The sequence below is a fragment of the Halarchaeum salinum genome, from assembly GCF_039520965.1.
GTDB classification, from domain to species: Archaea; Halobacteriota; Halobacteria; order Halobacteriales; family Halobacteriaceae; genus Halarchaeum; species Halarchaeum salinum.
The window spans coordinates 300,480-325,042 of sequence record NZ_BAAABL010000042.1 but is presented as its reverse complement, the minus strand read 5'-3'; the positions used below and the strand labels follow the sequence as shown (position 1 = coordinate 325,042).

At 68.0% G+C, this 24,563-nt stretch carries 33 protein-coding genes; 13 read left to right on the top strand and 20 right to left on the bottom strand.

The window, feature by feature from the left end:
• The first annotated feature begins 8 nt into the window (after window positions 1-8).
• Both ABDZ36_RS07520 and ABDZ36_RS07515 read left to right on the top strand, forming a co-directional pair.
• On the top strand, window positions 9-2,450 hold the full coding sequence (locus ABDZ36_RS07520; RefSeq protein ID WP_211311445.1) for an ATP-dependent DNA helicase: 2,442 nt from the start codon (window positions 9-11) through the stop codon (window positions 2,448-2,450).
• An 84-nt stretch (window positions 2,451-2,534) separates the two neighbouring features.
• Entirely contained in the window at window positions 2,535-2,705 is a 171-nt protein-coding gene (locus ABDZ36_RS07515) for an HEWD family protein (RefSeq protein ID WP_211311444.1), read from the top strand.
• Here ABDZ36_RS07515 and ABDZ36_RS07510 read toward each other — a convergent pair.
• Window positions 2,686-2,910 carry a TrmB family transcriptional regulator gene (locus ABDZ36_RS07510; RefSeq protein ID WP_343749257.1) on the bottom strand — a complete coding sequence of 75 codons (225 nt, stop codon included), beginning with the start codon at window positions 2,908-2,910 and terminating at the stop codon, window positions 2,686-2,688. The genes ABDZ36_RS07515 and ABDZ36_RS07510 overlap by 20 nt on opposite strands.
• 109 nt (window positions 2,911-3,019) lie before the next feature.
• Here ABDZ36_RS07510 and ABDZ36_RS07505 point away from each other — a divergent pair, with 109 nt between their 5' ends.
• Window positions 3,020-3,637, top strand: coding sequence for an acyltransferase (locus ABDZ36_RS07505; RefSeq protein WP_211311443.1), 618 nt, complete (start codon window positions 3,020-3,022; stop codon window positions 3,635-3,637).
• On the opposite strand, the gene ABDZ36_RS07500 is transcribed toward ABDZ36_RS07505, so the two are convergent.
• The 8 genes from ABDZ36_RS07500 to ABDZ36_RS07465 form a co-directional block, all read right to left on the bottom strand.
• Window positions 3,634-4,401 (bottom strand): mechanosensitive ion channel domain-containing protein, encoded by a 768-nt coding sequence (locus tag ABDZ36_RS07500; RefSeq protein ID WP_211311442.1) that lies wholly within the window; start codon window positions 4,399-4,401, stop codon window positions 3,634-3,636. The two genes, ABDZ36_RS07505 and ABDZ36_RS07500, sit on opposite strands and share 4 nt — an antisense overlap.
• Entirely contained in the window at window positions 4,401-5,222 is an 822-nt protein-coding gene (dacZ, locus tag ABDZ36_RS07495; protein ID WP_211311441.1) for a diadenylate cyclase DacZ, read from the bottom strand. The genes ABDZ36_RS07500 and dacZ overlap by 1 nt, the downstream gene beginning before the upstream one ends.
• 336 nt (window positions 5,223-5,558) lie before the next feature.
• Complete coding sequence (locus ABDZ36_RS07490) at window positions 5,559-6,248, bottom strand: S26 family signal peptidase (protein ID WP_211311440.1); 690 nt, start codon at window positions 6,246-6,248, stop codon at window positions 5,559-5,561.
• A gap of 60 nt (window positions 6,249-6,308) precedes the next feature.
• Window positions 6,309-6,968 carry a DUF2238 domain-containing protein gene (locus ABDZ36_RS07485; RefSeq protein WP_211311439.1) on the bottom strand — a complete coding sequence of 220 codons (660 nt, stop codon included), beginning with the start codon at window positions 6,966-6,968 and terminating at the stop codon, window positions 6,309-6,311.
• The gene (locus tag ABDZ36_RS07480) at window positions 6,965-7,597 is read right to left on the bottom strand and encodes a hypothetical protein (RefSeq protein WP_211311438.1); all 633 of its coding nucleotides are present in this window, start codon (window positions 7,595-7,597) and stop codon (window positions 6,965-6,967) included. Before ABDZ36_RS07480 ends, ABDZ36_RS07485 begins: the two co-directional genes overlap by 4 nt.
• A 52-nt stretch (window positions 7,598-7,649) precedes the next feature.
• Complete coding sequence (locus ABDZ36_RS07475; protein ID WP_211311437.1) at window positions 7,650-8,573, bottom strand: metal-dependent hydrolase; 924 nt, start codon at window positions 8,571-8,573, stop codon at window positions 7,650-7,652.
• Between the two features lie 52 nt (window positions 8,574-8,625).
• Window positions 8,626-9,159, bottom strand: coding sequence for a mechanosensitive ion channel domain-containing protein (locus tag ABDZ36_RS07470; RefSeq protein WP_211311436.1), 534 nt, complete (start codon window positions 9,157-9,159; stop codon window positions 8,626-8,628).
• A 60-nt stretch (window positions 9,160-9,219) separates the two neighbouring features.
• Window positions 9,220-9,531: a DUF7116 family protein gene (locus ABDZ36_RS07465; protein WP_211311435.1), complete on the bottom strand. Its 312-nt coding sequence runs from the start codon at window positions 9,529-9,531 to the stop codon at window positions 9,220-9,222.
• 99 nt (window positions 9,532-9,630) lie between these two features.
• On the opposite strand from ABDZ36_RS07465, the gene ABDZ36_RS07460 reads away from it, so the two are divergent.
• The 3 genes from ABDZ36_RS07460 to ABDZ36_RS07450 all read left to right on the top strand — a co-directional run bounded on the left by ABDZ36_RS07460 (window position 9,631) and on the right by ABDZ36_RS07450 (window position 11,103).
• Window positions 9,631-9,951 (top strand): FUN14 domain-containing protein, encoded by a 321-nt coding sequence (locus ABDZ36_RS07460; protein ID WP_211311434.1) that lies wholly within the window; start codon window positions 9,631-9,633, stop codon window positions 9,949-9,951.
• A 123-nt stretch (window positions 9,952-10,074) separates the two neighbouring features.
• Window positions 10,075-10,434 carry a group I truncated hemoglobin gene (locus ABDZ36_RS07455; protein WP_211311433.1) on the top strand — a complete coding sequence of 120 codons (360 nt, stop codon included), beginning with the start codon at window positions 10,075-10,077 and terminating at the stop codon, window positions 10,432-10,434.
• A 36-nt stretch (window positions 10,435-10,470) separates the two neighbouring features.
• The gene (locus tag ABDZ36_RS07450; protein WP_211311432.1) at window positions 10,471-11,103 is read left to right on the top strand and encodes a helix-turn-helix domain-containing protein; all 633 of its coding nucleotides are present in this window, start codon (window positions 10,471-10,473) and stop codon (window positions 11,101-11,103) included.
• A gap of 1 nt (window position 11,104) precedes the next feature.
• Here the strand turns inward: ABDZ36_RS07450 and ABDZ36_RS07445 are convergent, their stop codons facing one another.
• From ABDZ36_RS07445 to ABDZ36_RS07430, 4 genes are all read right to left on the bottom strand, one after another.
• On the bottom strand, window positions 11,105-11,830 hold the full coding sequence (locus tag ABDZ36_RS07445; protein WP_211311431.1) for a ribosome assembly factor SBDS: 726 nt from the start codon (window positions 11,828-11,830) through the stop codon (window positions 11,105-11,107).
• A gap of 237 nt (window positions 11,831-12,067) precedes the next feature.
• Complete coding sequence (gene psmA / locus ABDZ36_RS07440) at window positions 12,068-12,847, bottom strand: archaeal proteasome endopeptidase complex subunit alpha (RefSeq protein ID WP_211311430.1); 780 nt, start codon at window positions 12,845-12,847, stop codon at window positions 12,068-12,070.
• Between the two features lie 6 nt (window positions 12,848-12,853).
• Window positions 12,854-13,333 carry an Rpp14/Pop5 family protein gene (locus tag ABDZ36_RS07435; protein WP_211311429.1) on the bottom strand — a complete coding sequence of 160 codons (480 nt, stop codon included), beginning with the start codon at window positions 13,331-13,333 and terminating at the stop codon, window positions 12,854-12,856.
• A 42-nt stretch (window positions 13,334-13,375) separates the two neighbouring features.
• Entirely contained in the window at window positions 13,376-14,080 is a 705-nt protein-coding gene (locus ABDZ36_RS07430) for an RNase P subunit p30 family protein (RefSeq protein ID WP_211311428.1), read from the bottom strand.
• Window positions 14,081-14,161: 81 nt separating this feature from the next.
• On the opposite strand from ABDZ36_RS07430, the gene ABDZ36_RS07425 reads away from it, so the two are divergent.
• A complete protein-coding gene (locus ABDZ36_RS07425; RefSeq protein WP_211311427.1) occupies window positions 14,162-14,356 on the top strand; it encodes a DUF7501 family protein in 195 nt (64 codons plus the stop codon).
• On the opposite strand, the gene ABDZ36_RS07420 is transcribed toward ABDZ36_RS07425, so the two are convergent.
• The 5 genes from ABDZ36_RS07420 to pyrB all read right to left on the bottom strand — a co-directional run bounded on the left by ABDZ36_RS07420 (window position 14,353) and on the right by pyrB (window position 17,525).
• A complete protein-coding gene (locus ABDZ36_RS07420; protein WP_211311426.1) occupies window positions 14,353-14,769 on the bottom strand; it encodes an RNA-binding protein in 417 nt (138 codons plus the stop codon). The genes ABDZ36_RS07425 and ABDZ36_RS07420 overlap by 4 nt on opposite strands.
• Window positions 14,770-14,811: 42 nt before the next feature.
• Window positions 14,812-14,991 (bottom strand): DUF1918 domain-containing protein, encoded by a 180-nt coding sequence (locus tag ABDZ36_RS07415; RefSeq protein WP_211311425.1) that lies wholly within the window; start codon window positions 14,989-14,991, stop codon window positions 14,812-14,814.
• 107 nt (window positions 14,992-15,098) lie between these two features.
• Entirely contained in the window at window positions 15,099-15,929 is an 831-nt protein-coding gene (locus ABDZ36_RS07410; RefSeq protein ID WP_211311424.1) for a hypothetical protein, read from the bottom strand.
• A 217-nt stretch (window positions 15,930-16,146) separates the two neighbouring features.
• Window positions 16,147-16,611, bottom strand: coding sequence for an aspartate carbamoyltransferase regulatory subunit (gene pyrI / locus ABDZ36_RS07405; RefSeq protein ID WP_211311423.1), 465 nt, complete (start codon window positions 16,609-16,611; stop codon window positions 16,147-16,149).
• Entirely contained in the window at window positions 16,608-17,525 is a 918-nt protein-coding gene (gene pyrB / locus ABDZ36_RS07400) for an aspartate carbamoyltransferase (protein ID WP_211311422.1), read from the bottom strand. Before pyrB ends, pyrI begins: the two co-directional genes overlap by 4 nt.
• A 73-nt stretch (window positions 17,526-17,598) precedes the next feature.
• Here pyrB and ABDZ36_RS07395 point away from each other — a divergent pair, with 73 nt between their 5' ends.
• Complete coding sequence (locus tag ABDZ36_RS07395) at window positions 17,599-18,210, top strand: nucleotide-binding protein (RefSeq protein WP_211311421.1); 612 nt, start codon at window positions 17,599-17,601, stop codon at window positions 18,208-18,210.
• A 27-nt stretch (window positions 18,211-18,237) separates the two neighbouring features.
• Window positions 18,238-18,864: a DUF7125 family protein gene (locus tag ABDZ36_RS07390; protein WP_211311420.1), complete on the top strand. Its 627-nt coding sequence runs from the start codon at window positions 18,238-18,240 to the stop codon at window positions 18,862-18,864.
• Between the two features lie 237 nt (window positions 18,865-19,101).
• Here ABDZ36_RS07390 and ABDZ36_RS07385 read toward each other — a convergent pair whose 3' ends face one another.
• Window positions 19,102-20,040 carry an FKBP-type peptidyl-prolyl cis-trans isomerase gene (locus ABDZ36_RS07385; RefSeq protein ID WP_211311419.1) on the bottom strand — a complete coding sequence of 313 codons (939 nt, stop codon included), beginning with the start codon at window positions 20,038-20,040 and terminating at the stop codon, window positions 19,102-19,104.
• Between the two features lie 61 nt (window positions 20,041-20,101).
• Window positions 20,102-20,305 (bottom strand): DUF7511 domain-containing protein, encoded by a 204-nt coding sequence (locus tag ABDZ36_RS07380; RefSeq protein ID WP_211311418.1) that lies wholly within the window; start codon window positions 20,303-20,305, stop codon window positions 20,102-20,104.
• 124 nt (window positions 20,306-20,429) lie between these two features.
• Here ABDZ36_RS07380 and cyaB point away from each other — a divergent pair, with 124 nt between their 5' ends.
• The 4 genes from cyaB to ABDZ36_RS07360 all read left to right on the top strand — a co-directional run bounded on the left by cyaB (window position 20,430) and on the right by ABDZ36_RS07360 (window position 24,391).
• A complete protein-coding gene (cyaB, locus tag ABDZ36_RS07375) occupies window positions 20,430-20,957 on the top strand; it encodes a class IV adenylate cyclase (protein WP_211311417.1) in 528 nt (175 codons plus the stop codon).
• An 80-nt stretch (window positions 20,958-21,037) separates the two neighbouring features.
• Window positions 21,038-22,258, top strand: coding sequence for a methionine adenosyltransferase (locus ABDZ36_RS07370; RefSeq protein WP_211311416.1), 1,221 nt, complete (start codon window positions 21,038-21,040; stop codon window positions 22,256-22,258).
• 482 nt (window positions 22,259-22,740) lie between these two features.
• The gene (locus ABDZ36_RS07365) at window positions 22,741-23,931 is read left to right on the top strand and encodes a tRNA sulfurtransferase (RefSeq protein WP_211311415.1); all 1,191 of its coding nucleotides are present in this window, start codon (window positions 22,741-22,743) and stop codon (window positions 23,929-23,931) included.
• A 10-nt stretch (window positions 23,932-23,941) separates the two neighbouring features.
• Window positions 23,942-24,391 (top strand): DUF5804 family protein, encoded by a 450-nt coding sequence (locus tag ABDZ36_RS07360; RefSeq protein ID WP_211311414.1) that lies wholly within the window; start codon window positions 23,942-23,944, stop codon window positions 24,389-24,391.
• Window positions 24,392-24,563 lie beyond the last annotated feature (172 nt).

The window sequence follows — 24,563 nt, the reverse complement described above, 5'->3', positions numbered from 1 at the left end:
TTCGATGAATGAGCGACGCCGACGTCGACGGTGAGACGGGGGGCGCGTGGCGCGAGCGGTTCGGCTTCGACGAACCCTACGAGAACCAGGCGGACGCCATCGAGGCGGCGATCGACGTCGGGCGCGAGAACGGCTATCTCGCGATGGAGGGGGCCTGCGGGACGGGGAAGACGATGGCGGCCCTGACGGCCGCCGCGACACTGTGCGATGCGGGCGTCTACGAGAACGTCCTCGTCGTCACGCCCGTCAAACAGCAGCTCCAGCAGTTCGTCGACGATCTGCGGACGATGAACGCGGGGAGCGACGACCCGCTTCGGAGCGTGGCGCTCGTCGGCAAGCGCGACCTCTGTCCGTACGGCCGCGAGGACGTCTTCCCGGCGGACGCGAGCACGCACGACCGCTGTGAGGACCTCCGGGAGACGACGGCCGAACTGGTGGAGGCGGGCGACGACCACGGAGAGTCGCCGAACGGGCGAGCGGCGACTGCGGCGAGCCGCGAGGCGGGCGACGAGGGATCGCGCCACGACGGCGCGGAGATCGACGACCTCACCGCGATCCGGACGGACGAGGACACGGAGGACGCGTGGTGGGACCCCGTAAAGGCCCGCGATCTGGCGAAATCCGCGCGGCCGGGCCGAGAGTCCATCGACCAGTCGACGCTGGAGACGGCGGGCGCGAGTTCGCCGTACGTGCCGGTCCAGCCGAGCGCGGATGCCGAGTTCGACGAGGACGAGCCGCTGTTCTGCCCGTTCGAGGCCGACTGGTACGGGCGCAATCGCGGGTCGCCGATCGACTTCTCGGCGGGTGAGGAGCACGTCGTCACGTCGCGCGACCTCCTCCCGGCGGCAGTCGAGGCCGGCACCTGTCCGCACCGCGTTCAAAGCGTCCTGTTGGGCGCGGCGGACGTGATCGTCGGCAACTACAACCACCTCTTCGACCCGCAGAGCCGGCCACTGATCGAGGGCGTCGTCGGCGAAGACACGTTCGTCATCGTAGACGAGGCGCACCGGATCGAGGAGCGCGTGCGCGACCTGCTCTCGGAGCGCGTCGGCCGCCACACGCTCCGCCGGGCGCGCAACGACCTGAGCGACCTTCTCGCGCGGGCGAACGCGAGCGAGGGGGCGAAGGAGGAACTCGCGGCGCACCTCGCGGACTTCGATGTGACCGTCGGCGACGTGAAGCGCACGCGGGACTTCTACGACGATGTCGCAGCGTGGCTGACGGGCGAGGTGAGCGAGCGCCTCGCCACGGAGTTCGACGGCGAACGCGACTGGCCCGAACGCGACGTCGAACTCCCGTTGCGTGACCCGGACGTCGACGAGCCCGACGATCTGACGCGGTGGGCCGAGCGCGAGGGGTACACCGGCGATCTGTGGCGGCGGCTTCGAACCGTTGGAACAGCCGTCGAGGACGTCCTCGACGAGGAGGACCGGACGACCGTCTGCGAGGCCGTCGGCTCCGTGTTCACGAACTGGTGGGAGCGCGATCACGCGACGCACTTTCGGGAGATCGAACTCGAACACGCCCCGAAGGAGGCCCCAACGGGCGACCCGTGGGAGGCGCAGTACACGGCGGGGCTGGTGACGTACAACTGCATGCCGGGCGAGGCGGTGCGCGACGTGTTCGCCGGCCTCGGTGGCGGCGTGCTGATGTCGGCGACGCTCGAACCGATCGACGTCTTTCGGGAGGTCGTCGGCCTGGACGCGCTCGCGGACGACCCGGACGACCCGCGGCCGGTTGCGGAGCGCTCGTACGATCTGCCGTTTCCCGAGGGGAACCGGGCGTCGTGGACGGTGGCCGCAGAGGCGTTCACCGCGCGAAACCGCGGCGCGCCGACGAGCGAGAACACGAACGCGACGCGCGAGGAGTACCGATACGTCCTGCGGACGCTCGCTCGGAGCCACGGGAACGTCCTCGTCTGTATGCCGAACTATCGGGAGGCCGCGTGGGCGGGCGACTATCTCGAGGAGGCGGTGGAAAAAGAGGTGCTCGTCGATGCGAGTTCGAGCGACGAGGAGACTGAGCGGCTGAAGCGTGCGTTCTTCCGCGGGCCGGGGAAAGTCCTCGTCACTTCGACGCGGGGGACGCTGACGGAGGGCGTCGACTACGACGGCGAGAAACTCCACTGCTGTGCGGTCGTCGGCGTCCCGCTGGTGAACGTCGCGTCACCACGCATCCGTGCGGTGAAGCGGGCGTACGCGGACGCGTTTGGCGAAGAGAACGCCTTCGAGTACGCGCTGACCGTGCCCGCGGTCCGGCGCTCGCGCCAAGCCATCGGGCGCGTCGTGCGGGGGCGCGACGAGCGCGGCGTGCGCGTCTTCGTCGACGAGCGCTACACGGCGGACGCACCCCGCTCCGTCCACGACTACCTCGGCGACGAGGAGCGCGCGGAGTTCGTCTGGATGACGCCGGAGTTCCTCGGCCCGCAACTGGACGGGTTCTGGGGATAAAGACCGTGAGGGACCCGCGAACGCGGGTGACAATCGTTGCCGAAGAAGCGTAGCCTTTTAGCCATCGACGCATTATGTGTGCGTATGAGTCTCACCATTCGCTCGCCGGAAGAGCGCTCCTGCGTCCGATGCGGACGAACGGAAGCCTGGAACGAAGACGTTGATGCGTGGCGCGTCCCCGAGGGTGACGAAGGGGAGGTCGCCTGTATCCACGATTGGGACGTAACCGGCGAGTTCAGGCCGGTCGAGCGGTAACGTAGCGTTCGCCGTCGCGATCGACGACACCGCGTTCTTCGAGGGTTTTGAGCACACTGAACAGCGTGATCCGTTGGAGATCGAGGCCGTCGCGGAGCTCGTCGAGGGTCGCGCCCTCGTGAAACTGCAGGAAAAGATAGACGAGCTTCCCTCGCGCCGATTCGACCGTTTCGGGAACTCCCTTCGGCATCTGTCGGGCTTGCATCTCGTTACCCGTACGAAGGCATACGACGACCATAAACCCTGGCTACGACAGTCGTCGAACTCGGTGGGGCGAGCGCGGGATTCACGGTCCGTGGTACCGTACGTGACGTATGACCGATCGCCGCCACGACCGACTGGCGCGCCACCCGACCCCCGGCCCCGGCAACGCCCTGCGCCACTGGCCGGACACGGTCGGGCCGCTCCGGGTCGCGTGCAACTACGCCTGCATCGTGCTCGCGCGCCACTCGCCGAGCCTCCGGCTGAAAGTGTTCCTCTACCGGCTGCTCGGGATGACCGTCGGCGAACGCGTCTCCTTCGGGTTGGAGGCGACGCCCGACGTCTTCTTCCCCGAACTCCTCACCGTCGAGGACGATGCCATTGTCGGCTATGACGCGACGCTGCTCTGTCACGAGTTCCTCCAGGACGAGTACCGGACGGGCGAAATCGTCGTCGGCGAACGCGCGATGATCGGCGCGGGCGTGGTCGTCCTTCCCGGTGTCACGATCGGCCGCGACGCGCAGGTCGCGGCGAACTCGCTCGTCACAGCGGACGTGCCACCGGAGACGACGGTCGCGGGCGTGCCCGCGGAGCCGCTCGACTACGGGAACGATGCGGACACGGGCGGCGCAGGCGTGGATGAGGCGAATGCAGACACGGACGGCGCAGGCGTGGATGAGACGAATAGGGATGGGACGAACACGAGCGGTGCGAACGCGGGGCGTAGCTAGCGCTCCTTCACGACGCCGTACTCGAAGACGTGCGCGTTCGGGACAACGTGTTCCGCGCCGTCGTCCTCGATGTACGTCGCGAAGACATCGAGTTCCTGAACGATCCCGCTCGTCTCGCCGATTTGGACGCGATCGCCGATCCCGTAGGGCTGGTTGAGGAGGATGTAGACGCCCGCCGCGGCGGACCTCAGGAGGTCCCTCGTCGCGACAGCGACGAAGACGATGAGCGCGAGCGTGGCCGCCGCGAAGACCAGGACGAGCGGGAGGGTGGCGACGCCGAGTTGCCCGAGCGCGACGAGCGCGGCGATGAAGACGATGCCGTACCTGACGATGAGCGGGATGATACCGATCTCCGGGACTTTCACGCCGCGGAGGCGCTCGGAGACGACGACTTCGGCCTTATCGCCCACGAGCACGCCGAAGACGAGCACCGCGACCGCGAACACCACCGCGGGGACGTAGCCGACGAGGCGGTACCAGAGTGCCCGCAGATTCACGAGGTCAGTGACGGCGAGCGCAAGGAGGATTGCGACGACGTAGATGAACAGCGAGGTGAGGCGGACGAGGATCGCGACGATCGACGTACCGAAGCGCCGTGCGGTTCGCTCGACGCTCGTTCCCTCGACGGCCTCCGGAACGCCGACCGCGCGGAGGAGGCGGGCGTTCACCCGCCCGACCAGGTAGCCCGCGACGGCCCCGACGACGAGCACGCCGATCGCGAGCAGGTAGTCGACGTCCTGCGTCACGAGCGTCTGGACGTCCATCAATACGCCTCCGGGTCGAGTTCGAGGACGAGCTCGCCGCCCTTGAACGCGCGGACGAGGCCGTCGCTCTCGCTCAACACCACCGCGATCGAACTCGAATCACGCGTGATGCTCGCCGCCGCCATGTGCCGCGTGCCGAGCCCCTTCGGGATGTCGACGCCCTCCGCAGATCCCTCAAGGTAGCGGTACGCGGAGACGATCTTGCCCGAATCGGAGATTACGAACGCGCCGTCGAGTCGCGAGAATTCCTTGAGCATCACGTTCACGATCGGATCTCCAACGTGGACGTGGCTCTTCTCGAAGGGATTGTACGAGAGAGGGCGGGACTTGTTCATCACCTTCCCGGCGTCGCCGACGACGAACAGCGCGCCGACGGGCTTGCCCTTCTGGCCCTTCTGTCCAAGCTCGATCACGACGTCGAGGACGTCGCGGATGACCGCGGGGTCCGCCCGCGAGTTGACGAAGAGGTCGTAGATGCCCGAGTGGCGCTCGGCGTCGACGCGCACCCGCGAGATCGTGTCCGCGCCGTCGTCGAACACCGCCGTGGCGCAGGCGACGACGTCGCCATCGGTGAGATACTCGTTGTCGAGCGCCCCTTCGAGCCCGAAGCGGACGCGTTCCGTGACCTCGGCGAACTCCAGCGGGAGTTCGACGAAGGCGTCCGCGCCGACCGCGTTCTCCGCGGCCACCACGATCAGCTCGACGTCGCCCTCGTCGGTGGCGTCTCGCGCGCGGTCGTAGTACGAGCCGCTGGGGGAGAACAGCACTAACGCGTCGACGTCCGTCACGAGCTCGCCGAGAAGACCCTTCAGCGCAGACATTACTGCTACCGACTCGTGGACCGGCAAAAAGGGTTGTGACCCGTCTGACGCTCGTCTGTCGAGACGCGAGGTGCGGCATTAACCACCGATCGCTACTGCCGCGAGGCCCGCGACGCCACACGCGAGCCGTCAGTCCCCGCCTTGTCGAGCGCGGATGCGGCTTCAGTCTACGGGACGCCATCGGGCGTCTCCTCGGCCCGATCGAGCGTGTCGTCGACAGTCGCGTCGAGGCCTTCGATATCGATGTCGACGAGGCCGATCTTCTTGTCGACCATACGGGCAGAACGGCGCGCACGAGGTGAGACATGGTCGCTGGGTGCCATGCGACTTCAGCGCTCAGAGCGCTGTAACGGGCGCGCCGGCGGACAGCGCGCCCTCGCCGGTGACGGCGAGGCGGATCCATCCGAGCCACGGAATGCGGAACTCGGCGATTCCGCGGATCCACGAGGGTTTCACTGGCGAGGAGATGTCTCGAACCTGGTCGTAGTAGCCGTTCGAGTCGCCCTTCGTGACGAAGCCAGCGTGGGGGGCGGGGCAGTCAGGGAGGGAGGGACAGCCCTGCGCGCCATCGACGTACGACTCGTTCGCCTCGTCGTACCAGTTCTCGCCGTCGGCCACCCAGAATCGCGCGCGATGGATGACCGGTGTGGACCTGCCGTCGCCGTCCGGCTCGTAGACGACGACATCGCCGGGTTCGTGGAACTCGGTGTACCCGTTCGCCTGCCCCGTTCGGTAGGTGACGACGCCGGTGTCGTCGGTGGTTCCGGGACCGGGGAAGCGGTGTTCCTCCATGACGAAGACGAGGTCGTTCTTCTGGAGGTTCGGGGTCATACTCCCGGATTCGACGGCGACGAGCGGGGGCCAGAGGCCGCTGACGGCGAAGAGGAGCAGGCCAATCACGGCGACGACGAGCGCGCTCGCGGCCAGTTCGCGGACGAAGATCACTACCTCGTTGTCGGTGCGTCGGAGCCATCGCAGCGTCGCCAGCGGGCCGTCGCGGGGATCGGGAACGTCGTCACCCGGCATTGATCGGACGGTGTCGCGCCGCGGCTATCAACCTTCTCGTCGGCGGTCACCGGCTGGGTGTCACTCCCGGGTGCGCGCGTCGAGCCGTGCGGAGAGGGTGTCGACGACGCCGGAGAGGTACGTCGTCCCGCCGACGGCGACGACGAGTGCGCCCGCGGTGTCGAAGAGGAGATCGAGCATCGTGTCGGTGACGCCGTACTGGGTGAGGATGCTCGTGACGCCGACGAGCGCGGCGACCTCGGAGATGGCGAACTCGATGACCTCCCAGAAGACGCCGAAGGCGAGCGTGATGACGAAGAGGAGGGTGAAGAGGAACGCGGGCGGGAAGTAGACGGCGTCCGTGTGCTCGTCGATGGCGCGGACGGCGGCGTAGCCGACCGCGGCGACGACCGACGAGGAGAGGGTGTGAGTGAGGTGGTCCCACCACCAGACGTTCTTGTAGAACGACCCGATACCGGGGACACCGACCGTCCCGAGGGCGTGGAGGAAGACGGCAATCGTCACCCAGAGGACAAGCGCGGGGTCCATCGGGACGCCGTAGTCGCGTTCGAGGACTGCGGGGAGGTACGAGACGCCGAGGCCGACGGCGGCGTTGACGACGACGCCGAGTTGCCCCTCGTAGAAGCCGACGAAGCAGAACCCGACCAGACAGAACTGGAGGACGCGTGCGAGTTGCGTCTGCCGGCGTTTCGAGACACCGAGGCGATCGCGGACCCTCATTCTCCCACCTCCGCCGCGAAGCGCTCGTTGGCGCGGACACGGCGCTGGAAGTAGAGGACGAAGAGTGCCGCCCCGGCGACGCCGCAGCCCGTCGCGGCGACGAAGTCCCACATGAGGACGTTGAGAGAGGCGGCATCGACGGCCGGCGTGACGGGGCGGGCAACGTAGACGAGCGTCGTTCCGAGGTAGATGTCGCTGAGCCACTGCGTGAGCGCCCAGAGGCCGGCGTTGGCCATCGTGGTGACGACGACGATGAACGCGGCGACGTCATCGGTCATCCGGACGGCGGTGAACACGTCGAGTTCGACGACGAGGACGAGCGCGAGCGCCGCCACGGAGAGATAGGTCGCGAGCGCCGTCGTCAGCCACCACGTCGCGAGGACGTGTCCGAGGACGGGAAGAAAGGCGACGACGAGCACCTCCCACGGGAGCATGACGCGTCGGTTCCGGTAGGCGACGGGCGGGACGAGCGCGAGTGCCGCGACGCCCGTGCAGAACGCCGTCCATGTGAGGTCACCGTCCGGGATGCTCGCGATCGCGACGACGACGACGAGCGCGACAAGCGCCCACGCGAGCGCGGCGTTCATCCGTTCGGTCTCCAGTACCCGACCGAGTCGCTTCTCCTCCATCGTTCGATCACGCTTCGAGCGGCCGTGGTACAAAGGTGTCGGGCCGTCCCGATCAGAGCAACAGATACGCGAGCGTGTACCCGACGCCGGCGGCGGTGACGGCCGCGAGGCCGGTGACAGCGGCGCTCGCAGGGTCGGGAAGACGGCGCTTCGTCGGCTCCACGACGCCGACCGCGCCGACAGCAACGACGCTGAAGACAAAGTGATACGAGACGTCAAGCGTCGGCGGCGTGATAACGAGCGCGGCGAGTGCGTACGCGGCCCCGGCGGCGGCGCGGCCGTGCAGGGGCTCGCGGAGCGGCGTTCCCGAGACGCGGTGATAGGCGTAGACGCCCGCCCAGAGGCAGGTGAGTTCGAGCGCGAACGCCGCCAGGAGGTCAAGCGTCGGGTCAGCGAACGGCTGGGGACGCGCGGCGAGCAGGTGCCACGGGAGCGGGTAGAGGAAGTCGGGCGGCGTTCCCGTCAGGAGGTCGCCGAAGGGGTGCGTGAGGAGGCCGACCAGCGCGGTCGCCGCCAGCGCGCGCGGGCCGAGGTCGAGGCGGCGACGCGCGAGAATCGCGACCGCAAGGCCCGCGAGGGCGTAGAGCACCATCACGGCACCGCCGAGGACGCCCGAGACGGCGAGCGTGAGGCCGACGAGCGCGAGCGCACCCGCACCGGCGAGGGCGCGATGGCGGTGCGTTCGAGTGGCCGCGAGCGCGAAGACGGCGGCGGCGAACGGCGCGACGACGAGCGAGTGCGTGACGGCGCGATGAACCGCGGTGCTCGCGCCCCAGAAGGCGTTAGCGGCGGCGAGCGCGTCCGCGCTGTGGACGGTGAGGAGTCCAAGCGGGGCGTACGCCATGTCGACGTCGGGGATAGCGGCGAAGAGTCCCGCAGCCACGCCGAGCGCGAGCGCGCGCTCGCGACCGAGGCCGTAGTGGACGGCGGCGAGCGCGACGAGGGCGAACGCCAGCGTCTCGTGTCCGACGAACATGGACCTGAAAAGGAGCCGAACGGCTATATGTGACTCGCCGATATGACACCGCTCACGCCGAGTCGCGCTTCTTCGTCCACTTCTTCTCGACCTCGGCGTTCGCGCGCACGACGATGTCGTCACCGACCTCGAAGCGGGTCTTGCGGAGTTCGATCTCGGAGACGACCCCGTCGGTGTCGCCGGCCACAACGCGGTCGCCGGGGTTGAAGTCGGGATCGCGCAGGAGGTAGATGCCGGCGACCGCGTCCGCGAGCATCCCGCTGAGGGCGTAGGAGACGCCGAGCGCGAGGAACCCCGACGCGGTCCCGAGGGCGGCGGCGATGCCCGGGAGGCCGACGAGCGTCAGGAACGCGAGGAGCGCCCCGAACCAGAGGAAGACGCCGACGAGCGTGCGGACGAACTGGACGTAGATCGGCTGGTCGGTGGTCCGCGAGACCACGCTCGCGGCTGCCCAGACGGCGACGCGAATGCCGATCGCGGCGACGACCAGGAAGACGACGCCCGCGATGAGCTTCGGGAGCGCGGCGACGATCCCGTCGGCGAACCGTGCGAGGGTGTCTGTGACGATACCCGTGATGGACGACATGCTCAGCCCGTCGGCCGGCCCGGATAAATAGCTACGGTCCGGCGATGCGGTATCGGAGCATCACGCTGTCGGCGGGGCGCGCGCGACCTCGTAGTCGCCGTCCTCGGCGACGCCGATAACGGCCCACTCCGCGCCGTGTTCCTCGGCGGCGAGCACGCGTTCGAGCCGATCGACGTGGTCGTTCCATGTGACGAAACAGCGCATCCGGTCGCCCTCGTCGGTGCGGACGTCGTCCGTCACGGCGAGCACGTCGATCTCCTTCCACTCGCGTGCGGCGCGGAAGCTGTTCTCCGCGTCACCGGTGACCTCGTATCCGAGGTCGGTGAATATCTCGCGCGCTTCCTCCGACGGTGGCATGTCACTCGATACCATCTATCACGATATTAGGACGCATGGGTAATAACTGTTGTTGCGACCAGCGCGTCCCAGCGTCCCATAAGAGTGATGCGCCGAGACGACCGAACGGGAGGTATGGCGCTCAGCATCGACCCCGGACAACTCGGACTCCACCTCGGCACCGGTGCCGTCATCGGCGGCGTCGTGGGCTTCGCGGCCAAGAAGGTCGCAAAGCTCATCGCCGTCCTCATCGGTATCGAACTCGCCCTCTTCGCCTTCCTCGAATCGCGCGGTATTCTCATCGTGAAGTGGGATCGCCTCACCGCCGGTCTCGTCAGCGCCGGACAGAACGCCGCGTCCTCGACGCCGCCCTCGTGGATGATGTCGATCCTCTCGACGCTCTCCATCTCCGCCGGCTTCACCGGCGGGTTCCTGCTCGGCTTCCGCAAGGGGTAGCGCCGGCTCGCACTCGCTGCCGTCACGGTCAACGAGTCCTCGTCCGTCGCGCGCCGACGGCCGGTAGGACCCGAACATGTTCGGGGACATCTTCGCCGTCCTTCGGTCACAACGAGACACTGTATGCCAACGAACGTCTACGAGGACATCGGCGGCCGCGACGCCGTCGAGGCCGTCGTCTCCGACTTCTACGACCGCGTGTTCGCCGACGACGACCTGCTTCACTACTTCGAGGACACCGACCGACAGGACCTCTTCGCCCACCAAGTGCAGTTCATCAGCGCCGTCGCCGGCGGCCCCGTCGAGTACGACGGGGCGGACATGCGCGAGGCCCACGACCACCTCGGCATCACCCCCGAAGACTTCGACACGGTCGCCGATTACCTCGAAGCGGCGCTTCGCGAGAACGACGTCGACGAGGCGAACATCGAGGCGGTCCTCGACGCCGTCGGCGACTTAAAAGACCCCATCGTCGGACGATAGCGCGGCCGTTAACGCCATGCAGGACGAACAGTACCCGTGATCCGCGCCGAACTCGCCGTCGAGCTCCCCGAGGGAATGTGGGTGCGACCGATCTCCCGCCGCTACCCCGACGTGCGCTTTCGCGTGCTCGCCGCGTTCCCCGGCACCGACGACAGAGGTATCGGCCTCGTCGAAATCACCGGGCCAAACCTCCCCGCCGTCCGGGATGCCGTCGAGGCGTCAGACGTCCTTCGCGCCGCCGACATCCTCCACCACGGCGACGACGGACTACTCGTCCGCTTCGAGACGCGCGCGCCGCTGTTGTTGCGCGCGCTCCGCTCCGCACGCGTCCCCCTCGAACTCCCCTTCGAGATCACGAACGGCGTCGCCCACTGGACGCTCACTGCCTCCCGCGACGACCTCTCACGACTCGGCGACGAACTCGACGCGCGCGGCGTCGACTACCGTCTCGATCGAGTCTCGGACGAGGCGGAGCGCGACCCCGACCCGCTCACCGACCGACAGCGCGAACTCCTCGCTCTCGCGGCCAAATCGGGATACTACGACCAGCCGCGGGAGATCACGCTCACCGAGCTCGCCGCCGACGCCGACGTGGCGAAATCCACGCTCAGCGGGATTCTCAAGCGCGCCGAGAGCCGCGTCGTCAAACGGCACCTCGACGGGGTCTGAGTCAGCGCGTGCTCAGCTCGTCCTTGTCCTTGATCACCCGTGTCTCGCCCTCGCCGCTCGTGACCTCCGCGACGAGATCGTAGAGTTCGTTGCGCATCCCCGCCGGGAAGGTGAGGACGCCGACCCACGAGCCGTCGCTTTGCCACTCCTCGCGTTCGAGCTCGCCGAACTCCCGGATCTGCGCCTGCCCGGATCCCGCGTACTCCGGGGGGAGGCTGACCGCGACCGTCACCTCCTCGAAGCGGATGGGGATGACCGGCCGGAGGGCCTCGAGCGCGTCGTCGACCTGTGACTCCACCGGGTCCATCGGGTCGACCGTGAACCCCGCCTGTTCGAGCGCGGACTCGATACGCTCGGGCGGGTGCGGCGCGTCGTCCATCTGCGGGTTCACCGCGTTGCGCGCGATGGTGTTGATGAGCTGCTTGCGCTTTCGCTCCTGCATCTCCTCGCGCTGTTCGGCCGTGATCTGGATCTCCCCCCTCTCGATGACCTCGGGGATGATCTCCATCGGGTCCGTCGTGCCGAACACTTCCTCCAAGTCCTCTTCGGCGGGCCGATCGCCGCGAGAGGCGTTCTCGAAGACGTCGCGGGCGGCGATGACGTCCTCCAGTTCGCCATCGAACTCGCCGCGCTTGATCGCGAGCGCGGCGTCCGGATCAACGAGCACTTCGAAGCGCTCGCCGTGCGACTCCAAGCGGGCCGTCACGGCCTCGTCGAGCGAAATCATGCGTGACAGTTGCGGCGGGTGATTGAAGGCCTTTCCGGGGAAGAACGTCATCGCGGTGGGACGACGGTACAGCGAGCGCGAACGAAGTGAGACGCGAGCAACATGGTTCCGTTGGAACCACGGAACGGCGAGCGCCGAGCGCCAGCGAGGCGTGAGAAACCGCGTCCCAGTGGGACGACGGTACAGCGAGTGGCGTCGCCACTACGCGGTCGGAAAAAACGGGGAAGAAGTGGGGGGTTACTCCGTCTGCTCGTCGTCCGCGTCGGCGTCCGCATCCTCGTCCTCGTCGGCGAGGAGCTCGTTGTCGACGAGATACTCCTCGATCTCGTCGTCGGTGAGTTCGATGAACGAGCCGGATTCCGCGTCAACCGTGGCGACGCCGATGCCTTCCGGTGTCAGGCCTTCGTCGTGGACCTGGCCGAGGCCGGCAAGCGCGAGGCCGACGGCGTCCTCCAGCGCGATGTCCTCGTGGTACTCGTCTTCGAGGTACTGCTGGATGTCGTCGCGGCCGCTACCGATGGCGAGGGCCTTCCACTCGTTCGGCGTGCCCGAGGGGTCGGTCTCGTAGAGGCGCGGTTCGCCGTCCTCGATACCGCCGATGAGGAGCGCGACGCCGAACGGGCGCGCGCCACCGACCTGCGTGTACTGCTGGATGTGGTCGGTGATGTCCTTCGTGAGGCTCTCGACGCCGATCGGCTCGTTGTAGCGAACGCGGTTGACCTGCGAGTCGCGGCGCGCGAGGTCGATGAGCTGGCGGGCGTCGGCGACATGCCCGGCGGACGCGATACCGATGTGGTTGTCGGCCTTGTGGATCTTCTCGACGCTCGTCTCCTCCATCAGGGGCGAGCGGATGCGCTTGTCGACGACGAGCACCACGCCGTCCTCGGCGCGGATGCCGATAGAGGCCGACCCGCGCTTGACGGCTTCACGCGCGTACTCGACCTGATACAGTCGGCCGTCGGGCGAGAAGATAGTGATACCTCGGTCGTACGCTTGCTGTTGGGCTTGTCCCTGCATGATGTGTCACTCCAAATCAGCGCGAGTCGCGCCCACGAACCCACCCTCAGACGAGACGTCGACCAGGCCGTCGCGGCTGACGGCCTGCGCGGTGGCGTTCCTGAACACGACGGCTTCCTCTGCCGAATTTTCACGCGCGCGTCCTAAATACCTTTCTTCACCGGCACGGACCGTGCCGGAAACGCCCCGTACGTGGATCCCCACGGGATCGTCGCGCACGGCGTCGACGCAGGCGAGCGCGGCACGTGCCTCCGCAACGTGCTCGCGGCGTGCGCGGACGACCGCCTCGCCCTCCCCATCGCCGAACTCGTAGGCGAGCACGCGCAGGTCCGCGTCCGCGCTCGCCGCGTCCCCAAGGAGGTTCTGCGCGGCGAACCAGACGCTGCGCTGGAAGTCCCGCCGACCCACCTCCGCGTCCGGCCACGCCTCGATCCCGACTAAGAGATAGCGCCAGCGCGGCCGGAGGTGTTTCGGGAGGTGTTTCACAGTCGCTCCGCGACGAGCGCGTCGACGCGCTCGGCGTGTTCCTCAGCGCTCCGGTTCATGTCGTCCGCGTTCGAGGCCCGGCGCTATGAAGTCGGCGGAGCGCCGATGCCGGTTCCGCGCCGCGAGGACGCCCCACTCGTCGAGGCCCGCCTCGATCTGCGTGGCGTCGAACCCGATTGCCTCCCCGAGCGCGCGGAGTTCCCGCGGCGCGCGCAACTGGAGGTGCGAACGCGGCGACCCCGTGACGACGTAGGGCACGTCGTACTGCTCGACGAGCTCGCGGAGTTTTCGGAGGCCGCGCAGCGCCTGCACGCGCGGACCGCCCGACTCGCGCAGCACGGCCCCGAAGTCGAACTCGACGCGGACGTCGTGGTCGGCCGCCGCCCGCGCGATGACGTGATTGACGTCGCCTCGGCCGGCCATCGGATTCGTGAGGACGTCGACGCGCTCCTCCTCGGCGACGAAGCGGTTGAGTGTCGGCGTGCCGCCGCGCACGCAGAGGAGCGTGTGCTCGCGACGCGCCTCGCTGAGCGCCCCGCTCGCCGCAGTGGGGTCGTCCGCGACGATCTCCGTGGCGTCCACGGCGTCGACATCGTACTCCTCGCGGACGGCCGCCGCGTCGAACGCGGAATCGGCCGCGCCCGCGTTCCGGACGACGATCCCCTCGAACCCCTGTCGGGCCGCCGTCGCGGCGAAGCGCCGGACGGTACTCTCCCCGTCCGGCGTCGCGGTGACCGCCTCGTACATACGTGAGCGGACGCACGGCGTGCGCTAAAACGGTGCGGTCTCGCCACCACGGTTTTCAGGGTAGCGACAACAGGTCCATCCATGAGCGAGAGCGATATCGACCCCGTCGACGTGAACTGGGACGACCCGCAGGAGTGCCCGTGGTGCGGTGACGACATCGAGAACGGCGGCGCGGGCTTCATGGACCACGTCAGGGCGAACCCCGAGTGTCGAGAGGCCTTCGAGGCGTGGCAGGAGACCGTCTCGAACGACATCGCGCGCGGCTGGATGGCCTAAGCGAGCGCGTCGCGGGCGTTCTCCACCGCAGCCTCCCGCTTCGCCGGATAGGCCTCGACCTTCGCCCGGAAGGAGATGCCCTCGCCCAGCCGCGTCTCGCCGCCGAACGCCGCCTGCTTGTCGAGGTGCGCCATGAACGCGCAGTTCTCGTTCACGCGCTGATCGAGTTCCTCGCGCAGCCGATCGACGTCCGCGCCCTCGCGCAGGCGCTCGAGGACGTGCCGGATACCGTCCGCGTTCTCGACGCGCGCCGACAGGACGACGATCCGATCGCCGTTGTGGCCGGTGCTCTCCGCGCGTTGCACCTCGAACTCCTCGGGGAGGAACTGTCTGAGCGCGCGCTCGACGCGCGCCTCGTCCTCGGTGTCGTAGCAGAACGTGCGCAGATCGACGTAGTGGAAGGGGACGCTCATGTGGGGTGAAAGGGCCGCGACGTAGAAAAGGACCCGAGTCGCTTACGCCGCCGCTTCGAGGTTGTCCTCGGGGACGCCCTGCTCCTGGCCGTCCTCGAAGGCGACGGTGTAGTTCGCGTCGCCGAACATCGTCTCGACCTTCTGCGTGATCTCGCCGGTTTCGCCATCGAACTCGCTGTGCTCGTCGTGAAGGACCACGGAGTCACCTTCTTCGAAGCTCATACTCCGCGTTCGGTGGGGGCCACGCAAAAGCGCCCCGATTCGCCCTCAGCAGCCGAGCAACCGCCCGACGAGCGCCGGTCCATGCGCCAGGTTTCCGACGGGACCGTTCAGCCCCACTCGACGCCTTCGCGCGCTTCGGCGTCCCAGCGGCGCAACACCGCGCGGGCGTTCCCGGAGTGATAGCCAAAGTAGACGCCGTCCGCGTACTCCTCGACGGTCGCCGCGGCGTCCGCGAGCGCGTCCACCTCCGGGTCGACCGCGTAGAGCTCGACGCCGAGACGAACGTCGAGGTCTGCCAGTCGGTCCGCAAAGCCGCTCGCGAGGCTCTCCAGCCAGTACGTCGTCCCGTACGCGGTGTCGTAGAGCGGGACGACGAACTCATCGACGTGTGTCGCGAGCGCTGCGACGTCGATCCCGGACCGTTCGAGCAGGTGGCCCGGATAGGGGTCGGGATGCAGCGTGAGATAGAGGTCGCCGGGGACGCGCTCGCGGGCGTCGGCGACGAACTCGGTGATCACGGAGGCACGCCACGCCGCCCGGTCGTCGTAGGCGCTCGACGCGAACGCGTCGTCGCAGCGTTCACAGTGACAGAATGCCGCGCCGGGGAAGCCCACCTCGTCGAGGCGGACGTCGTCGCTCGGGATGGTGCACGCCTCGATCACTTCGAGCAGGCCGTTTCGATACCCTTCGTCGCTCGGGCAGACGTACCCCGAGTCGAGGTCCGGGTGGTCCTTCGTCGCCGGACGACCCGAGGCATCGGTGGCGACGACGTCCGCCTCGGTCGCGGCGCTCGCGGTGTCGGCGAAACAGGAGACGAGATTGACAGCCCCCTCGACGGGGTCGCCGTGCTGGCCGGTAACGCGTTTGACCTCGTAGAACCCGACGTCGAACTCCGGCCACTCCAGTTCCTCGGCGTTCCGCGTGACGATGCCGTACATACACGCGGATGTGGGCCCGGCCGCGTAAAGTGTTCGTTCCGGGCGGTCGGTTCCGTCAGTCGATGCGGTCGATGTCGTCCTCGGACGCGCCGCCGGCGACGAGCTTGTAGACGAGGACGATCAGGACGAGTGCGAGGGCGAGTTTGATGGACGTGCGCATATCGGATTGCTACACGTCGCGCCACTATACCTTTTCGGGACACGCCCCCGCGGCACCTCAGACCGCGAGGTGGTCGGTGATCTCCTCGCGGACGATGGTTTCGCAGTACGCGCACCGGACGCCGTCGTCGAGAACGTCGAAGCGGGTCTCGACGGGCTCCCCAGCGTTCGTGATGCAGTGTCGGTTGGGGCAGGTGAGGAGTCCCGTGACCTTCTCGGGCGGTTCGATCTCGGTCTTCTCGGCGACCGCATAGTCCCGAACGATGTTGACCGTCGCGTCCGGCGCGATGAGCGAGAGGACGTCGAGTTCGGCCTGGCTCATCTCGCGACCCTCGACCTTCACGATGTCCTTCTTTCCCATCGTCTCGCTCGGGACGTTCATCCCGAGGCTGACGCCCTCGCCGCCGCTCCCGTCGATACCGAGAATGGCGAGGACGTGGAGGGCGTCGCCCGCCGGGACGTGGTCGATGACGGTGCCGTCGCGGATCTTCGAGATGCGGAGTTCGGTGTCTTTCTCAGTCATGCCTCGTCACCTCCGAGGAGGAGGTCGAGCAGCGCCATGCGCACGGGGACGCCGTTGTGCGCCTGATCGAAATACGTCGCGTTCGACGACGCATCGATTTCGGGATCGATCTCGTCGATCCGCGGCAGCGGATGCATCACGGCGAGGTCGTCCGATGCGGCCGCGAGCGTGTCGGCGTCGATACGGAACTGTCCCGCGACCTTCTCGTACTCCTCCTCGTCGGGGAAGCGCTCGCGTTGGATCCTCGTCACGTAGAGCACGTCGAGTTCGGGGAGCACGGCGTCGAGGTCCTCGTGTTCGCGGACGTTTGCGCCCGCCTCGTGGAGGTCGTAGCGCACCGAGCGCGGGAGACGCAGGCTCTCCGGACTGACGAAATGCTGGCGGACGTCGAAGTTCGTCAGCGCGTGCGCGAGCGAGTGGACCGTCCGACCGTATTTCAGATCGCCCATGATCCCGATCGTCAGGTCGTCGAGCCCGGCGTTCTCGTCGATCGTGTAGAGATCGAGGAGCGTCTGGCTCGGGTGGTGGCCGGCCCCATCGCCCGCGTTCACGAGCGGGACGTCGACGAACTCGCTCGCCATCCGCGCCGCGCCCTGGCTCGGGTGGCGGAGGACGATCCCGTCCGCGTACCCCTCGACGACGCGTGCGGTGTCCGCGAGCGACTCGCCCTTCTTCACGGAGGAGTCCTCAACCGCCCCCATGTCGATGACGTCGCCGCCGAGGCGCTTGGCCGCGGTCTCGAAGCTCATCTTCGTCCGCGTGCTCGGCTCGAAGAAGCAGAGCGCGAGCAGCGCGCCCGGGTGTCGGTCCGCGTGCGCGGCGGGGTCGTCCGCGAACTCCCGCGCGCGCCCGAGGACCGCCTCGATATCCGCCCGCGAGAGCTGTTTCGCGGTAAGTAGGTGGTCGTGGCGCATCGTCACTACTCCCGCGCGCGGACGCCTTGAACCTCCCGAACCTTTGTATCGGATGGGGGTACCACCCGTGGGCATGCTTGCCATCGCGGGCGGGAAGGGCGGCGTCGGGAAGACGACGACGGCGCTCTGTCTCGCCGACGCCTACGCCCGCCAACGACGCCGGCCGCTCGTCGTCGACGCCGACCGCGGGATGCCGAACTGCCACCTCTACGCAGGTACGCCGGGCGATCGCGGCGTTGCCGACCTCGCAGCCGGTGCGACCGTCGACGCCCTCGTCGAACCGGCAACGGCCCCGCCCGGCGTCGACGTGCTCGCCGGTGGCGACATCGCCCCGGACGCGTACCTCGACGCGCTTCCGACCGATCGGCCGGTGATCGTCGACACCGCGGCGGGCGCGGGCGCGGACGTCGGCGCGGCCCTCGCGGCCGCCGATGCCGTGGTCGTCATAACGACGGCCAACCGGGACGCCGTCCGCAACGGCCTGAAAAGCGCGGCGCTCGCCCGCGCGCTCGGCACGCCGGTCGCCGCGTGCGTCGTCGTCGCTACTGCGGGCGAGACGACCGCCATCGAACGCATCGTCGAGGCACCGACGATCCCCGTACCCGCATCCCCCACCCCGATCACCGACGCGGCGGTGGGAGCCGCCTACGACCGCGTCGCAGGGGTGATCGGTCCGAACGCTTAACAATACGATCGCTCCTACTCACACGCCATGGCGGATCGACTCCCCACGGGGATCGACGTCCTGGACCGGAAGCTCGACGGTGGGCTTCCGGCCGGCAGCCTCCTCGTCTACGAGTCTCCCCCCGCAAGCCAGGGCGAGCTTCTGCTCCACGAGCTCGCGTCCGCCCGCGACACCCTGTATCTGACCGCCGATCGGACCGAAGACGCGGTTATCGACGCGTTCAAGCGGGCCAACGTTCCCGAAGAGACGCCCGACGTCCGCTACGTATCGAGCGACTCGCCCCTCGACGACGGCCGTCGGCTCTTCCGAAACGTCGGCGAGAATGAGACACTCATCATCGACCCCATCGACACCTTCGAACGGACCGAACGCACCCGCTACGAGACGTTCCTCTCGGAGCTCCAGAACCACATGCACAACACGGGGAGCGTCGCCGTCCTCCACGGCCTCCGGGGCAACCACGTCTCCGACTTCCGCGATACGACGATCCACATCGGCGACGTCGCCTTCCGCCTGCGAACGACGATTTCCGGGAGCGACGTCGAGAACACCCTCGCCGTCCCGAAGTTCCGCGGTGGACGCGCGCTCGACGAGACTATCAAGCTCAATCTCGGCGAGCGCGTCGGGATCGACACCTCACGCGACATCGCCTGACGCGGTCGCGTCGCTCGCCAGTGGTGAATACGGGGAGAATCGGTGTCGGCTGTGACACCCACGGCACGCGGGCCGCTCGGTGTTCCCGCGACTCCGACGGAGTCGCGTTATTCCTCACGGGTCACTGCGTTTCCCGTTCGGTGAGTGGCGACGCCTCGCTGACGCTCGTTGTCGCCTACTCCTCGCGGGTCGCCCTGCTCCCCGCTCGGTAAACTGCGGCCCGCTTCGCGCGCCGCTCTATTCCTCGTCGAGTTCGTCGACGATCTCGTCTGCGTCGACGTCCGCGTCTTCGAGGGCGTCTTCGATGTCACCGAGGTCCTCCTCGCCGCCACCCATGCCGCCCATCATACCGCCCATACCGCCCATCATGCCGCCCATACCGGAGCCGTCGATAATCTCCTGGACGATGACGCGATCGACGTCGATCTGATCCATGACCTGCTGGAGGATCTGCTGTTTGCCCATCATCCACTGCTGGTTGAACTGGAGCTGCGGGCTCTGCTCGATGTACAGCGTCTCCTTCTCGACGGTCTCGGTCTCGAACTCGGGCTCCTCGCCCTCCTCGGTCTCGACTTCGACTTCCTCCTCGACCTCGTCCGTCTCGATGTGCATGTCGAGTTCGACGTCGAAGTACATGCTGAGGAGGCCCTGCGCCTTCTCGACACGGTCCGTGACCTCGCCGAGGACCTCGTACTGGTACTCGATGTCCTGGCCGGCGAGCATGTGGTTGAAGTCGACGCGGGCGCGCCCGCCGATGATCGTCTCGACGTGACCGTGCTGACCCTCGAGGTCGACGTGTGCGCCGGGGTAGCGGTCGTCCTCCGGGATCTTCTCCGTGCTCACCGTACGGACCTCGCTCTCGTCGTACTCGCCGAAGGCGTCCTCGGCGGGGACGACGACGGTCCCCGTGTCGCCGACTTCCTTGCCGATGATGTCGTCCTCGACCGGCTCGAAGATGTGGCCCTCACCGAGCACGATGGTTCGCGGGGCGAACTCCTGACCTTCGGTGTCGACGCCCTCCTCTTCGGCGATCTCCTGGTCGGTCGTGTCGACGAGGTCGCCGTCCTCGACGGTCCGTGCGGTGTATGCGAGTTCGATGAAGTCGCCCGCCTGAAGTCCCTCGGACTCCGCGGCGTCTGCGTCGTTGGCTGCCTCGGCCTCTTGCTGGTCGCTCATACGCACACGGATACTCGTTCCACCCTTAAGAATCACGTTTCTCCCGCGCGAGTCGCGGTGGTCAACGCATCGACTCCAACTCCCGGACGATATCCGCGTTCACGGAGAGCCACGTCGTCAGTCGCGTCTCCTCGTCGGCGTCGTCGGGATAGCACGTACAGCGATCCGGGCCGCGCTCCTGTCTGACGACAACGGAATCGAGTGCGTGCTCGGGGGCGGGGACGGTCGAGTGCGGCGCGTCGCCGGCGGCGGAGTCTGCTGACATCCCATCTGGAAGTGAGCCATCATCGGGTAAGAAGGCTGCTAAGAGGCGTACGGAGCACTCAATAGTCGCCCTAAACCGAGCCGTTCCGGACGGCTTTTCCCCACGCCGGGCGAGGAGTACGCGTATGTACGAAGTCGAGGTGAAGGTGCCCGCTGACCACGGCGACGTCCGCGACGCGCTGGAGTCGGTCGGTGCCGAGGCGGAGCGGACAGTCGAACAGGTCGACACCTACTACGACGCGCCGCACCGCGATTTCGCGGAGACCGACGAGGCCCTCCGCGTTCGGCGCGTCACGGACGCCGACGGCGAGCGCGCGCGGATCACGTACAAGGGCCCGAAGATCGATGCCGAATCGAAGGCCCGCGAGGAGATCGAGACCGGCGTCGCGGACGGTGCCGACGCGAGCGCGATCTTCGAGGGTGTCGGCTTCACGCCGGCCGCCACGGTCGAGAAGACCCGGACGTACTACGCCTACGACGACTACACCGTCGTCCTCGACGACGTGACGGGACTCGGTCAGTTCGTCGAGGTCGAACGCGAGAGCGAGGACGTCGACACCGCCCGCGAGGGGGCGTTCGACGTGCTGCGTCGCCTCGGTCTCGATCCGACCGAGCAGATCCGAACCTCCTATCTCGGCCTCCTCCTCGACTAGCCCACGAATAACCACCGAGCATATTCGGCGGTCCTTTCCTTTCCGCAAGTTATAGAACCGCCCGCGGCCAAACGTGGCTAATGACCGAGCGGAACATCCGCGTGCAGCCCATCGAGCGCGGGGCCGTCGAGGACGAAACCGTCGAGATCGTCGAGCGAAAAGGGATCGGCCACCCCGACTCCATCTGCGACGGCGTCGCCGAACACGTCTCCGAGGCGCTCGCACAGGCATATCTCGATCGCGTCGGAAAGGTCCTCCACTACAACACCGACGAGACGCAACTCGTCGCCGGCACCGCCGCACCCGCCTTCGGCGGCGGTGAGGTCGTCGAGCCCATCTATCTCCTCGTCGTCGGACGCGCCACCAAACACTACGTCGACGAGGCGGGCGATGAACACCACGTCCCCGTCGACGCCATCGCCCTCGAGGCCGCCCGCGACTACCTCCGCGAGACCCTCCCCGCCCTCGACCTCGAAACCGACGTCGTCGTCGATGTCCGCCTCGGCGAGGGCTCCGGCGACCTCCAGGAGGTCTTCGGCGAGGACGAACAGCACATCCCCGAGGCCAACGACACCTCCTTCGGCGTCGGCCACGCGCCCCTCACCGAAACCGAAGAGCTCGTCCTCGAAACCGAACACCACCTCAACGGCACCTACTACGACGAGCACCCCGCGATCGGCCAGGACGTCAAGGTCATGGGCAAACGTGAGGGCGACCACATCGACCTCACCGTCGCCGTCGCGCTCGTCGACCGCCACGTCCCCGATATCGACGCCTACGAGGCCGAAATCGAGGGCGTCCGCGAGACCGTCGCGTCCCTCGCCGACGACTACACCGACCGCGACGTCACCGTCCATGTCAACACCGCCGACGACTACGAGGAGGGCTCCGTCTACCTCACCGTCACCGGCACCAGTGCCGAACAGGGCGACGACGGCTCCGTCGGACGAGGCAACCGCGCAAACGGCCTCATCACTCCGAATCGCTCGATGAGCATGGAGGCCACCTCCGGGAAGAACCCCGTCAACCACATCGGGAAGATATACAACCTCCTCTCCACGCAGATCGCCGAGAGCGTCGTCGCCGACGTCGAGGGCATCCGCGACCTGCGCGTTCGGCTCCTCAGCCAGATCGGCCGTCCCATCGACCAACCCCACGTCGCCGACGTCCACGTCGTCACCGACGAGGGCATCGAGATCGACGATATCGAGGCCGATGTCCACGAGATCGTCGACGCCGAACTCGCCGACGTCACCGCCATCACCCAGCGCGTCATCGACGGCGAACTCTCCACCTTCTAGAGGACGTTTTGCCAGCGTGCGGTTCGCGCTGGCAAAACCTCCACTAAAAGCCTTCGTCACCCCCTAACAGGGGTTCCTCGGCCTCGGCCGAAGGGCGAGGGAGTCAGCGACCTTCCGGGCTCTGGGCGAGAACTTCGTTCTCGCTCGCACTCGCCTTCGGCTCGCGCGAACTCCGAGCCACTCGGTCGCCGAACGCTACTACGTGGTCCGGATCGCCGGCTCCGTCAGTCCTCTTCCACATCGAGGTCGGCGGACGTCGCGGCCGTGGCGACGAGAAGTCCGTGGATTCGGGCGTTCGAGGACGACGGTCCCGGCGACGCCGATGCAACGGCCAGCGAGTCGCGACCACGCCCGCGGCCCCTATCGCGTCGGCGGCGCGCTGACACCGGCCGCCGCGCTTGCTCGTCCGTCACCGTCGGTCCCGCGTAACTCGCGCCGAAGCGATGACTGCGCTTTAGTGCGGGAGTCTCCTCTACGGGGGTATGCATCCGCCGGACGCCGACGCCGTGCTCGTCCGCCACGGCGACGTCGGCATCAAGAGCCGCTCCGTCCAGACGCGCATGGAGGAGCGACTCGCCGAGGACCTGCGGGCACACCTCGACGCGCGCGGGATCGACGGCCGCGTCGCCCGCGAGTACGGTCGCCTCGTGATCCACGCGTCCGACGTCGAGGCCGCGACCGCCGCCGCGACCGACACCTTCGGCGTCGTGTCGGCGAGTCCCGCGAGAGTCGTCGACGCCACGTTGGACGCGATCACGGACGCGCTGGCCGCAACGGCGCGCGAACACTACCACGGCGGGACGTTCGGCGTCGACGCGCGCCGTGCGGGCGAACACGACTTTGGGAGCCACGACATCGGCCGCGAGGGCGGCCAGGCCGTTTGGGAGGCCGTCGAGGACGACTTCGAACCCGAGGTGGACCTCGACGACCCGGACCTGACCTTCGGCGTCGAGTGCCGCGACGCGCGCGCGTTCGTCTACCTCGAAGAGCGGGACGGCCCCGGGGGGATGCCGCTCGGGACCCAAGAGCCACTCGTCGCGCTCGTCTCCGGCGGGATCGATTCGCCCGTCGCGGCGTGGCTGGCGATGAAGCGCGGCGCGCCCGTGATACCGGTCTACCTCGACCTCGGCCCCTACGGTGGGGCCGACCACGAGGCGCGCGCGATCGAGACCGTGCGCCATCTCGCGAAGTGGGCCCCCGATCGGGACCTCGACGTCCGGCGCGTCTCCGCCGGGGAGGCCGTCGAACGCCTCGACGCAGCGGTCGACAACACCCGCATGCTCTCCTTCCGACGCTTCATGTACCGCGCCGCGGAGCGCGTCGCCGACGACGTCGGTGCGGTCGGCGTCGTCACCGGCGAGGCCATCGGGCAGAAGTCGAGTCAGACCACCGCGAACATGGCCGCGGTCGCGGGCGCGATCGACCTCCCCGTTCATCGTCCCCTGCTCTCGTGGGACAAACAGGACGTCATCACGAAGGCCCGCGACCTCGGCACGTACCGCGACGCCACGATGAATGTCGGCTGCGACCGCCTCGCGCCCGCCCAACCCGCGACCGCCGCGAGCGCAGAGCGCGTCGTTGCCGCCGAACCCGACGACCTCTTCGAGTTGGCTGACGCCGCCGCCGATGCTCGCGACATCGTCCCGGTCGACCCCGTGGAGGTCGAAGCGTGAGGGCCGCCGAATGACCGCGGTCTGCATCGTCGGGAAGCAGGATACGACGCTCCCCGACGACCTCTACGCCTACGAGACCGCCTATCGAGCGCTCGCGACGTACGATCCGACGTCCCCGTGGGCGAACGCGCTCGCTGTCGAGACGGTCAGCCTTGGCACCGCCGTCTCGCTCCTCAACGACCTCGACTGGTACCTCGCACGCGTCGCCCGCGACGCCTTCGTCCGTGACCCCAGCGTCAGCGAACGCGAGTGGCTCTCCCGGCCGCTTGCGCGCGCCCTCCGCGACGGGCACGCCGACCCCGAGGAGACCGTGAACCGACTCCGCGTCTACGGCGTCGACGACGGCCGCCTCGTCGACCCCACGATGGTCCTCCGGGGCGACGCACAGGAGGGCGCGTACGAGCGTAGCGAGTACGACGACACCGTCGTCGTGCGCGTGACCCGCGAGGAGTTCTCCTAACCGACCTTTTGCAGCGCACGCTTCACGTGCTTGCAAAAGCTCGGCCAAAAGCCTGCAAGCCTCCCGTTGGTCGGCTCTTGGCCCGCTCGCTCCTACGGTCGCTCGCGGTAGGTACGCTAGCTGTATCTAACGTTCGCGTTGGTGCGGTCCACGATCTAGCGTACTCGCGCTC

Bases quoted from the DNA above. Each gene is read 5' to 3' on its own strand.
- ABDZ36_RS07520 (WP_211311445.1), top strand. From the start codon at position 9: ATGAGCGACGCCGACGTCGACGGTGAGACGGGGGGCGCGTGGCGCGAG.
- ABDZ36_RS07515 (WP_211311444.1), top strand. From the start codon at position 2,535: ATGAGTCTCACCATTCGCTCGCCGGAAGAGCGCTCCTGCGTCCGATGC.
- ABDZ36_RS07510 (WP_343749257.1), bottom strand. From the start codon at position 2,910: ATGCAAGCCCGACAGATGCCGAAGGGAGTTCCCGAAACGGTCGAATCG.
- ABDZ36_RS07505 (WP_211311443.1), top strand. From the start codon at position 3,020: ATGACCGATCGCCGCCACGACCGACTGGCGCGCCACCCGACCCCCGGC.
- ABDZ36_RS07500 (WP_211311442.1), bottom strand. From the start codon at position 4,401: ATGGACGTCCAGACGCTCGTGACGCAGGACGTCGACTACCTGCTCGCG.
- dacZ (WP_211311441.1), bottom strand. From the start codon at position 5,222: ATGTCTGCGCTGAAGGGTCTTCTCGGCGAGCTCGTGACGGACGTCGAC.
- ABDZ36_RS07490 (WP_211311440.1), bottom strand. From the start codon at position 6,248: ATGCCGGGTGACGACGTTCCCGATCCCCGCGACGGCCCGCTGGCGACG.
- ABDZ36_RS07485 (WP_211311439.1), bottom strand. From the start codon at position 6,968: ATGAGGGTCCGCGATCGCCTCGGTGTCTCGAAACGCCGGCAGACGCAA.
- ABDZ36_RS07480 (WP_211311438.1), bottom strand. From the start codon at position 7,597: ATGGAGGAGAAGCGACTCGGTCGGGTACTGGAGACCGAACGGATGAAC.
- ABDZ36_RS07475 (WP_211311437.1), bottom strand. From the start codon at position 8,573: ATGTTCGTCGGACACGAGACGCTGGCGTTCGCCCTCGTCGCGCTCGCC.
- ABDZ36_RS07470 (WP_211311436.1), bottom strand. From the start codon at position 9,159: ATGTCGTCCATCACGGGTATCGTCACAGACACCCTCGCACGGTTCGCC.
- ABDZ36_RS07465 (WP_211311435.1), bottom strand. From the start codon at position 9,531: ATGGTATCGAGTGACATGCCACCGTCGGAGGAAGCGCGCGAGATATTC.
- ABDZ36_RS07460 (WP_211311434.1), top strand. From the start codon at position 9,631: ATGGCGCTCAGCATCGACCCCGGACAACTCGGACTCCACCTCGGCACC.
- ABDZ36_RS07455 (WP_211311433.1), top strand. From the start codon at position 10,075: ATGCCAACGAACGTCTACGAGGACATCGGCGGCCGCGACGCCGTCGAG.
- ABDZ36_RS07445 (WP_211311431.1), bottom strand. From the start codon at position 11,830: ATGATTTCGCTCGACGAGGCCGTGACGGCCCGCTTGGAGTCGCACGGC.
- psmA (WP_211311430.1), bottom strand. From the start codon at position 12,847: ATGCAGGGACAAGCCCAACAGCAAGCGTACGACCGAGGTATCACTATC.
- ABDZ36_RS07430 (WP_211311428.1), bottom strand. From the start codon at position 14,080: ATGTACGAGGCGGTCACCGCGACGCCGGACGGGGAGAGTACCGTCCGG.
- ABDZ36_RS07425 (WP_211311427.1), top strand. From the start codon at position 14,162: ATGAGCGAGAGCGATATCGACCCCGTCGACGTGAACTGGGACGACCCG.
- ABDZ36_RS07420 (WP_211311426.1), bottom strand. From the start codon at position 14,769: ATGAGCGTCCCCTTCCACTACGTCGATCTGCGCACGTTCTGCTACGAC.
- ABDZ36_RS07415 (WP_211311425.1), bottom strand. From the start codon at position 14,991: ATGAGCTTCGAAGAAGGTGACTCCGTGGTCCTTCACGACGAGCACAGC.
- ABDZ36_RS07410 (WP_211311424.1), bottom strand. From the start codon at position 15,929: ATGTACGGCATCGTCACGCGGAACGCCGAGGAACTGGAGTGGCCGGAG.
- pyrI (WP_211311423.1), bottom strand. From the start codon at position 16,611: ATGACTGAGAAAGACACCGAACTCCGCATCTCGAAGATCCGCGACGGC.
- pyrB (WP_211311422.1), bottom strand. From the start codon at position 17,525: ATGCGCCACGACCACCTACTTACCGCGAAACAGCTCTCGCGGGCGGAT.
- ABDZ36_RS07395 (WP_211311421.1), top strand. From the start codon at position 17,599: ATGCTTGCCATCGCGGGCGGGAAGGGCGGCGTCGGGAAGACGACGACG.
- ABDZ36_RS07390 (WP_211311420.1), top strand. From the start codon at position 18,238: ATGGCGGATCGACTCCCCACGGGGATCGACGTCCTGGACCGGAAGCTC.
- ABDZ36_RS07385 (WP_211311419.1), bottom strand. From the start codon at position 20,040: ATGAGCGACCAGCAAGAGGCCGAGGCAGCCAACGACGCAGACGCCGCG.
- ABDZ36_RS07380 (WP_211311418.1), bottom strand. From the start codon at position 20,305: ATGTCAGCAGACTCCGCCGCCGGCGACGCGCCGCACTCGACCGTCCCC.
- cyaB (WP_211311417.1), top strand. From the start codon at position 20,430: ATGTACGAAGTCGAGGTGAAGGTGCCCGCTGACCACGGCGACGTCCGC.
- ABDZ36_RS07370 (WP_211311416.1), top strand. From the start codon at position 21,038: ATGACCGAGCGGAACATCCGCGTGCAGCCCATCGAGCGCGGGGCCGTC.
- ABDZ36_RS07365 (WP_211311415.1), top strand. From the start codon at position 22,741: ATGCATCCGCCGGACGCCGACGCCGTGCTCGTCCGCCACGGCGACGTC.
- ABDZ36_RS07360 (WP_211311414.1), top strand. From the start codon at position 23,942: ATGACCGCGGTCTGCATCGTCGGGAAGCAGGATACGACGCTCCCCGAC.